Origin of the sequence: Endozoicomonas euniceicola (genome assembly GCF_025562755.1) — a bacterium.
GTDB lineage: Bacteria > Pseudomonadota > Gammaproteobacteria > Pseudomonadales > Endozoicomonadaceae > Endozoicomonas_A > Endozoicomonas_A euniceicola.
On record NZ_CP103300.1, the window covers coordinates 4,379,309 to 4,387,171 of the forward strand.

Consider the following 7,863-nt stretch of genomic DNA (forward strand, 5'->3'; position numbering starts at 1 on the left):
CACCTACCCTGGCCAAAAACCAAACCACGGGTGGAAACGCCAGTTTTTGCGGTTTTCCAGGCTGACAAACGCAAAGCGGATGGCCAGCAGGGTTTGGTTATCGTCGTCCAGTTGTTCCGCCAGCTCTGCCAGTGCATCGGGCAATTCAGTCACCAGCCATGGGCGGATAGCGGTCTGTAATGGCGTGAATGAAGTGGGCGTTACGTCGCTGTTCACGCTCTCCTCACCATAGGGTGCTTCCCAGGCTTTTTCACGGTACCGGAACCGAATCCCACTGTCGTCATCAGCGTCGGGTTGGGCAACATACTCTGTCTCCTGAGTCGCTGAATACCGGAAGGGGCTGATGCGCTGCATATGCACGCTGGCCTGGGCGGCGCTCTCTGGCTGCCAGTAGACGTTGACATAATTGGGTGTTGGCGAGTTCAGCAAATCCGCCATAACCCGATGCTCCAGATCTGCCAGTCGTCGGGTGGGTTGCAGCGGTTCGGGGCGGACGATGCGGGGAATAGCGTCAATGCACGACAGTTGTTCCTCTGGGATCAGCTCAGAACAGGCGTGGCTTTCCAGTGGGTGGGCCTCGCTTTCGAATCCGGGGTTGTAAAATGCAGCGCCGTTATTGCTGGCCTGCAACGCTTTGATGTTGTTGTTCAGTATCAGGATGTTAGGGTGTTCCGCTACTCGTTCAGGTCGGTGTCGCCAGACTCTGCCTGCCAGCTGGATGATGGAACGCATAGACGACGGTTCTGCAATAGCCCAGTCGTAATCATGATCCCGCCCCACCTCGGCAACAGACGTCGCCAGCACAATAAAGAGATGGTGCTGTTTTGGGCTGGTGGCTACCGCTTCCTGTATTTCCCGGTGGTCAAACAGCGAATGGTGGTCGTTGCGGTTCAGGATTCGATCCAGCTTTCGCTCCAGGGTATTACGAAGGATCAGCAGTTGCCGGGCATGATAACAGCACAGGTGAATCTGCACCTGATCAGGCAGAGTACTTTCATAAAGCGCCTGCGCAAGGCCAAACATGGGGTTGATATTGGCGAGGCGAACCAGCCCGACACTGGCGGTTTTACCCGTAGTGGGGCATGGCTCGTGATATTGCCGGTGCAGTGACTGGCTGGCATTAATGATGATATCCGCCAGCGCCCTGTTGTTTATCTTCTCGCCTTCAGGGGCTTTAGGCAGGCTGGTGGGTAATATATCCCCTATTCGTCTCGGAGGCAGCGCCTGCAATTGCTTGACTCGTTTCTTAATGAACGCCTGGTGTCGCTTTTCGAACGCCTGCCTGGAGGCACAGGCCTCCATGTGCTGGTGGAATTCATCAATCCAGGCACAGTAAATGCCGTCGTTGGTTTCGCCCTGGTTTTTCTGCCAGAGGGTGCGGCCACTCTGGTAAGCGGTGAACAGACCCATGATCAGGTCTGGCGTCAGGGTAGCGGATGACAGGAGGACATTGCTGCCCAGCATGCCGGCCATAAACACCAACCGGCTCAGGGCCGGGAGATCATTCTGGTCAAAGTCATCGGGCTCATCCAGTACCAGGTCGCTGGTCAGCAGGCGCAGCATGGGGATAATATGTCGCCCTCCCCGAAGGGTCTCTGTGGCACCGATGATATGATCCACCGTGCAGGAGACAATGGGGGCGTAAAGCAGTTGCCGGGCTTTCGGGTCGTGGATAATGGTGCCCAGGGTTTCCTGATCCAGGGCGCAGTGATCGTAATCCACCAGTTCTCTGATCAGCTCTTCTTCTGATTCACTGCCATAGTCGTTTGTTTCCTGTTGTTTTTCTTCCGCTTTGGACTCTTCCTGTTGAATCTCAAACAGTGTCCGACTGGCGGCTCCGCCCACCAGAATAGCCAGTGCCGTGTCGTCCAGGTTCAGCTTGTCCCGCAGCGCCTGACCGGTTTGCAGGGTAAGCACTCTCAGACCCAGGGCGCAGGTGAAACGTAGCCCGGTCTCTGGGTCGGCCAGTGCCGCCATAATGCGGGCATTGCCCAGCGTTTTCCCACACCCGGTGCTGGCGAGATTTACACCGAAAAAGCCCTGTTGGCGTGCTGGCTTCCGGTGCTTTTTCACCAGATTCCATGCTTTGTTCTGCCATTGGAAGCGCTCAATCGGGGTGGGTCTGGCAAAGGTGGACAGGTCTTCGAGCCGGGGCAGTTCATCGGTAAAACGAGGCAACAGATGGGCGAAGCTTGCGGTAAACTGTGCGACACCCAGCAGGTGCTCGTCCAGTGCCTGTTTGGGCTTATGGGTTGTCCGACAGGTGTTGGCGACCAGAGTCTGTTTTAGTTTCAAGTCAGACGTTACTCGCCGTTTATCGTTTGCCTGTAGGCTGGAATAATTGTGATCCCCCACCATCAGGCAGAGCCGGGACAGATGCATCAGCAGCGGATTATTTTCTTCTGGCAGTTGCATCAGGGGTGGGTGGTTCAGTGCTTTCTCTGCCCATCGTGCTACGGCTTTTTGCCAGAGCCTGCTTTCAGAAGCCTGGGCGGAGAACCGCCAGAAGTCTTCTGTATCAGTTCGAGCATTGTGGGATTTTTCGGAATAGACCCAGCCATTGGTCGGCGACAGTCGTTTATAAAACCGCTTAAGGTCAAGGCGAATAAATTTTGACTTTTGCCGAAGTTTATCCATTTTCGTGAAATCACTTCCATCAAAAGGCAGGCGATGGTGAGTGGCGATCAGCCAGGCCACCACCTGAGCCAATGGAGGCATATGAGCCAGCCCTTTGGATTTGTGCTGATGGTCGTTATGGAGTCTGTCTGGCCAGTTCGGATTTTGGCTGGCGAAGGTAGAAAAATCAGCCAGGCGTTCCAGCCACTGCTGGTCATTGGTACACCCGTCAATCATGGCCTCAAACAGTCGAAGTGAAATCCACTCATGGCGGTAAGGGTCGGGCTGGGTTTTACTCGACGACAGGAGTTTTTTTTGAAAACCGGCGTTGGCCTTGCCGAGGTCGTGCATTAAAGCGGCAAGGGTGGCCAGAATTTTGATGGAGGTGGCCAGAGTCCATCCTGTTTCCCATTCGGTGCCCGGCACCTCGTTTTTTACCCGTTCAAACATGAAGGGTTCCTGTGCCCAATAGCAGGCAGGTAGTAAATGTTGGCTCGCCTGGAGTGGAGGATGGCTTTGAGGTCGGTCAGGGCTTCCATTGCTTTCCCGTATTTTGTGGAGAACGAAAAAGGTCAGGGTAATGGCTGCATGGGGGATTGGCAAAAATGTCGTGCTGCTATTGACCAATGGGCTGATGATTTTGTAAAGCCGCCAATTTTTACCAGAAGGTTTTTACACCGGCGCTTTTCCGCAAATTATCATGGATTGTTATAAGACTTGCATTGTGACGAATGGCTGTGGCCGCTATTAACCGATCAGCCGGAAAAAAGCAGCCGTGTTTGTTCAGGCAGTGCATGAGTTGTACGGGGATTACCATTAATTATTGTTTGCATGAATCAGCAAGTGGTTTGTGAAATATCCGTCTATATTACACGGCTGATTTTGTAACCGGGTTAATAGGCTTGATGTGCGATTTTGCCCGTTGAGCATCATTGTTGGCCCATTAGAATAAACAGGTAATGCCGATTATGTTCTGCCCAAATGGTTTGGTTCGCTGCTTATCATCTTTACCTTTAAAAACAGGCTTTGTTCTACTGTTTTTTTTGGTTTCATTACAAGCCCATGCCGGAGATGACCAGCTTCTTTTTTGCTCATGGTGTGGTGAGGTGCTTCCAGTGGGAAGGGGTGTTTTTGAGGACCTCGGGACAGAAGTTGCTTGTAGTTCTTGTGGTCAGGATGTTCACTCGCCGGACATTGCGCCTCTCAGTCATCCCTCTGCTTCAGCCAGGGAGGAGGGTAGTCAGTATTCGGATAATCTGGATCTCACTTTCCAGGTCAGGAGCGGTTTATCAGAGGATGGCAACAACATGGTTTTCTCTCCAACGGAAGTGATGAACTCGGTTATACCCATATTAAGGCCTATCCGTCTTCCTGCTCAGATAGCAGCCCATATAGAGCAACATCGCCAGCGATTGACTGCTCCCCTTCAAACAGAAATGGCTGAAGGGGAACAGCCCGGTGGCAGGGGGCTGAGAACCATGCAGATATTTGCCACCAGCGAAGGACGGCAGTTTTCCCCCGCTGTCTTATTCCTGGGAGGGGTCCCGATAAATTATACCCCGGAAGATCGAAACCAGGCGATTCGTGATGCCATTCGGAATTTTATTCAGGATGGTTTCTCCCGGCCGTCCCAACTGAGTACTCAAGAACTAACCTTTAATGCGAATGCGGCTTTTGGGGTATTTGACGTTATAACGTTTGATGGGCAATGGCAGATACCCATGGAGCGACAGGATAGGTTCGTTTTCAGTCAGCAGGATGGAAGTAGACCCTTGGTTCCTTCAATAGGGTATAAACATGCCTTGATTCGCTACAGTCGCTGGTCAGATAATGGATCATCATATAGAGCTGCCAGTGACGCTAGTGGCAATTCATTCTGGCAAATGGTTGAGCTGCCTTATCGGCTTAGTGAAAATGGCCAAAGATTCAGAATGCGGATGGTTTTACCTCCCAGGCGCATCAGTCCGGGACAGCTTACGGCAAACATAGTCAGGCAGTTGACCCAAAATCTGACGGAGCGCTGGGTTGAACTGAGCATGCCTACGTTTCATACGACCAGCCGTCATCAGTTGTCCGCTCCCCGCCAGTCAGCCAGCATTCTAACGGCATTGTTCCAGGCTCAGAATTTTAACCCGGATGCTGTTATCCCCAGGGTTTCTGTAGAAAGTATTGATGCCTGGCAGAGCATTTCATTCCTGACAGATATAGAGGGCTCTCAGGCCGCGGCAGTGACAAGTACTGAAGGTCAGGAAGCTTACGCCTACTACCCAGACCAAATATCAGTAACAATTGACCGTCCATACACGACACTGGTTGTTGACTCGCAGGATGTGGTTCATATTTTCGCTGATGTTTACAGACCCGATACCGGCTCATGAGTTTCCAGGCCGCCTGTACGGCGGCAAACCCGGAGTTTACCCTCTGCCGAAGGCCGCAGTCGGGTAGAACGAGCTGTTAGGTGCGTGTTAGCGGGAGAGTAGAGTCTTGAGCATTTCCTTGATCTCTGCGTTGTCAGCTTTCAACGAAGCAATTTCTCTATCTTGGTGATCGAAACGCTTGTCTTGCTGATCGAAACGCTTGTCTTGCTGGTCGAAACGCTTGTCTTGCTGGTCGAAACGCTTGTCTTGCTGGTCAAACCTTTGGTGCATCTCCCCACGGGTTTTACTGGCGAAGGAAACGATACCAGTAAGGGTATCCCTGATATGGTCAAGCTCGGTATCGTTTTGCTGTTCAGCGTTAAGACTCATTGGCAATTACTCGTATATAGTGATTGAAAGATACGCAATAGCAGAGATTGGCGAAAAGACACCTAACTGATAACCTTTCGACCATCGCCTTCATTTCTTAACATTGTACGATATAGCTTATCACTTAGTTCTTAGCAGAGATGTTGTCAGCTCATTTTTTTGTCGTGTACAGGAGCAATAGGTTTAATAATGTTGCCTTGTAGCAAGTTAAAACGATACAACTGTAGCGTTATAAACTGCCATGGGCGACTAAGAGAGAGATCTTGAAGCAGACTCAATCTTAAGGGGCGCAGCATTCAATAACTTACCGGGCTTTTGGCTGTTGGCTGTTGGCTATTAGCTGCTCATACAGCCAAAAGCCAACAGCCAACAGCCAACAGCGGTATATTATGTTCTGCTGCTTCCCTAAGCCTGATCTGAAAACAGGCAAGGATCGTAATAACAAACAGCTTTTGCAATGGAGTTGCGAGACGAGACGGTATGAATCAGAACCTTACACTCATTGCCACTGGCATCGTGTTTAACCTGTTCTGGCTTGTCAGTGTTTTTGGACAGTCACAATACATCTGGTTATCTGTTCTTATGTTGCTGACCAGCTGGTGGTTTGTTCCCGGTGGCTTTCAGTGGGCTCTGCTGCTGGCTCTGCCGGGAATACTGATGGATGCCTTGCTGGTTTATTTCGGGGTGTATGCCTTTGCTGAAACGACTTTCTACCCACAGTCAGGGCTCCCGGTCTGGTTGATGGTGTTGTGGCTGGGCTTCTCTACGTTTTTGTGGTGTATTCGAAAACTCATTCTGGCCAGAACGCCTTTCCTCATTGCTGCCCTGGGTGGTCCGGCAGGTGCGGTCAGTTATCTTGCCGGAGAACGTTTGGGAGCAGTGATGCTGCCACTGGGGCTTCTAAAATCAGCAGTGATTATTGTTATTTGCTGGACGCTGTTCTCTATGCTGGCGCTCTGGTGGCTGAAGCGCATTGACAAAACTATTTACAGGGATGTTAACCCATGAGATTGATCGTACCGATCTGCCTGATGCTGATCAGCCTTCTGTCGCAGGCAAGCACTTTGAACTGGAATAACTGGCAAACCGTTGGACAGGGTAAACTGACCTGGGGTTTCTGGACTATTTATAATTCTGAACTGAGAACGCCAACCGGGCAGTATTCCCCCGGTCAGGAACCGCTTGCTCTCGTGATTACTTACCAGCGGGACATTAGTCGGGAAGACCTGCTGGAGGCAACCGATGAACAGTGGCAACACCTGGGCGTTCCAAAGGCTCGCCGGGCGGTATGGCTGGCGCAGCTTGAAGCGATATGGCCCGATGTGCGCAAAGGTGACCAGTTGACTTTTGTGTTCTCTCACGATGAAGGTGTTTTCTTTCAGGCAGATAAGCAGCTTGGTGTGCCGATGAAAGCTGACTTTTCCAGAGCCTTTATTGATATCTGGCTGTCCCCCGAAACGACATACCCCGGACTGCGACTGCAGTTGCTCGGGAAGGATTAGTTCTCTGAAATAAATCTGCTTAAGCCAGCCGCCCTGGTTGGTTAATGTTGTACAACACAGTCTATTGAAGAAAAGCTTGGAAAGCACTGGTGCGAACCAGAAAGATAACAGGTACTGTTTACAGCTCTGTTTAAAGCGTGAAACAATGCAAAAGCATGCTCTGACAAATCCAAAACCACAATAAAAACAGGGTTAAAGGGAATTACACAATGGCCTCACTATTGTTTTACAACGAGCCGGTTTTCCTGAATCGGGAAGTTCATAAAACTCTGACTTTTAAAGCGTCCACCGATTTTTCTTTTACGGAAGAGGTTAATTCAGTCCCACTGACGGGTATCGAATTTTTTGAAGCCAGCCGGGATATGCCCGTCGTGTTCAGCAAAGATGAGAAAGGTGACTATTTCCCTCTTGCACTGCTTTCTCTAATGGAACATGGACACAAGCATCTGGGTAGCAGCGGCTCCTGGGAAAACAGCTATATCCCTGCTTTTGTCCGACGTTATCCTTTTGCCCTGAATGAAGAAGGAACGGTCTGTTTTGACCAGCAGGCAAAACAATTTGATGATGACGAGGGGGAAGCTCTGTTTGACGAGAAAGGTGAAAACTCCTCAACACTGAACAATATCATTGAGTTCCTGAATAACTACGACCAGCAATATAAAGTTACCCGGCAATATTGCGATGAATGTAAAGAGCTGGAACTGTTTTCTCCCTTCAATCTTCAGATTTTAATTGACAAAGATCACCCTCTGCGGCTTGAAGGGCTGCATGTCATTGACGAGAAAAAACTGGCAGAACTGGATGGTAAAAAAGTGACTGCCTGGTTTAAACAGGGCTGGCTGGCGTGGACTTACGCACACCTGCACTCCCTGGGGGCGCTTAATCGTCTTGTTAAACGACAGAAGGTCGACAACTGATCGTTGTTGTTTATGAGAACCGGGCATTCCGCCCGGTTTGTTGACTCTGGCACATAAGGATTCAGTGCTTTCACTCAAAAG

At 50.6% G+C, this 7,863-nt stretch carries 7 protein-coding genes; 4 read left to right on the top strand and 3 right to left on the bottom strand.

All coding sequences use genetic code 11. The features are described 5' to 3' along the window. Nucleotides 1-3 precede the first annotated feature (3 nt). Both cas3f and NX720_RS17610 read right to left on the bottom strand, forming a co-directional pair. A complete protein-coding gene (gene cas3f / locus NX720_RS17605; RefSeq protein WP_262596320.1) occupies nt 4-3,066 on the bottom strand; it encodes a type I-F CRISPR-associated helicase Cas3f in 3,063 nt (1,020 codons plus the stop codon). A 516-nt stretch (nt 3,067-3,582) separates the two neighbouring features. Further along, entirely contained in the window at nt 3,583-3,711 is a 129-nt protein-coding gene (locus NX720_RS17610) for a hypothetical protein (protein WP_262596321.1), read from the bottom strand. A 20-nt stretch (nt 3,712-3,731) separates the two neighbouring features. Between NX720_RS17610 and NX720_RS17615 the strand changes: the two genes are divergently transcribed. Further along, entirely contained in the window at nt 3,732-4,994 is a 1,263-nt protein-coding gene (locus tag NX720_RS17615) for a serpin family protein (protein ID WP_262596322.1), read from the top strand. 87 nt (nt 4,995-5,081) lie between these two features. Here the strand turns inward: NX720_RS17615 and NX720_RS17620 are convergent, their stop codons facing one another. Further along, nucleotides 5,082-5,363: a hypothetical protein gene (locus NX720_RS17620; RefSeq protein ID WP_262596323.1), complete on the bottom strand. Its 282-nt coding sequence runs from the start codon at nt 5,361-5,363 to the stop codon at nt 5,082-5,084. Nucleotides 5,364-5,843: 480 nt separating this feature from the next. On the opposite strand from NX720_RS17620, the gene NX720_RS17625 reads away from it, so the two are divergent. The 3 genes from NX720_RS17625 (at nt 5,844) to NX720_RS17635 (ending at nt 7,782) form a co-directional block, all read left to right on the top strand. Beyond that, nucleotides 5,844-6,371, top strand: coding sequence for a DUF2878 domain-containing protein (locus tag NX720_RS17625; RefSeq protein ID WP_262596325.1), 528 nt, complete (start codon nt 5,844-5,846; stop codon nt 6,369-6,371). Continuing rightward, nucleotides 6,368-6,865, top strand: a complete 498-nt coding sequence (locus NX720_RS17630; RefSeq protein ID WP_262596326.1) for a chalcone isomerase family protein — start codon at nt 6,368-6,370, stop codon at nt 6,863-6,865. The genes NX720_RS17625 and NX720_RS17630 overlap by 4 nt, the downstream gene beginning before the upstream one ends. Nucleotides 6,866-7,074: 209 nt before the next feature. After that, entirely contained in the window at nt 7,075-7,782 is a 708-nt protein-coding gene (locus tag NX720_RS17635; RefSeq protein WP_262596328.1) for a SapC family protein, read from the top strand. Nucleotides 7,783-7,863 lie beyond the last annotated feature (81 nt).

Excerpts from the sequence above, each read along its gene's own strand:
- cas3f (WP_262596320.1), bottom strand. The coding sequence starts at position 3,066 with ATGTTTGAACGGGTAAAAAACGAGGTGCCGGGCACCGAATGGGAAACA.
- NX720_RS17610 (WP_262596321.1), bottom strand. The coding sequence starts at position 3,711 with ATGAGCAAAAAAGAAGCTGGTCATCTCCGGCATGGGCTTGTAATGAAA.
- NX720_RS17620 (WP_262596323.1), bottom strand. The coding sequence starts at position 5,363 with ATGAGTCTTAACGCTGAACAGCAAAACGATACCGAGCTTGACCATATC.
- NX720_RS17625 (WP_262596325.1), top strand. The coding sequence starts at position 5,844 with ATGAATCAGAACCTTACACTCATTGCCACTGGCATCGTGTTTAACCTG.
- NX720_RS17630 (WP_262596326.1), top strand. The coding sequence starts at position 6,368 with ATGAGATTGATCGTACCGATCTGCCTGATGCTGATCAGCCTTCTGTCG.
- NX720_RS17635 (WP_262596328.1), top strand. The coding sequence starts at position 7,075 with ATGGCCTCACTATTGTTTTACAACGAGCCGGTTTTCCTGAATCGGGAA.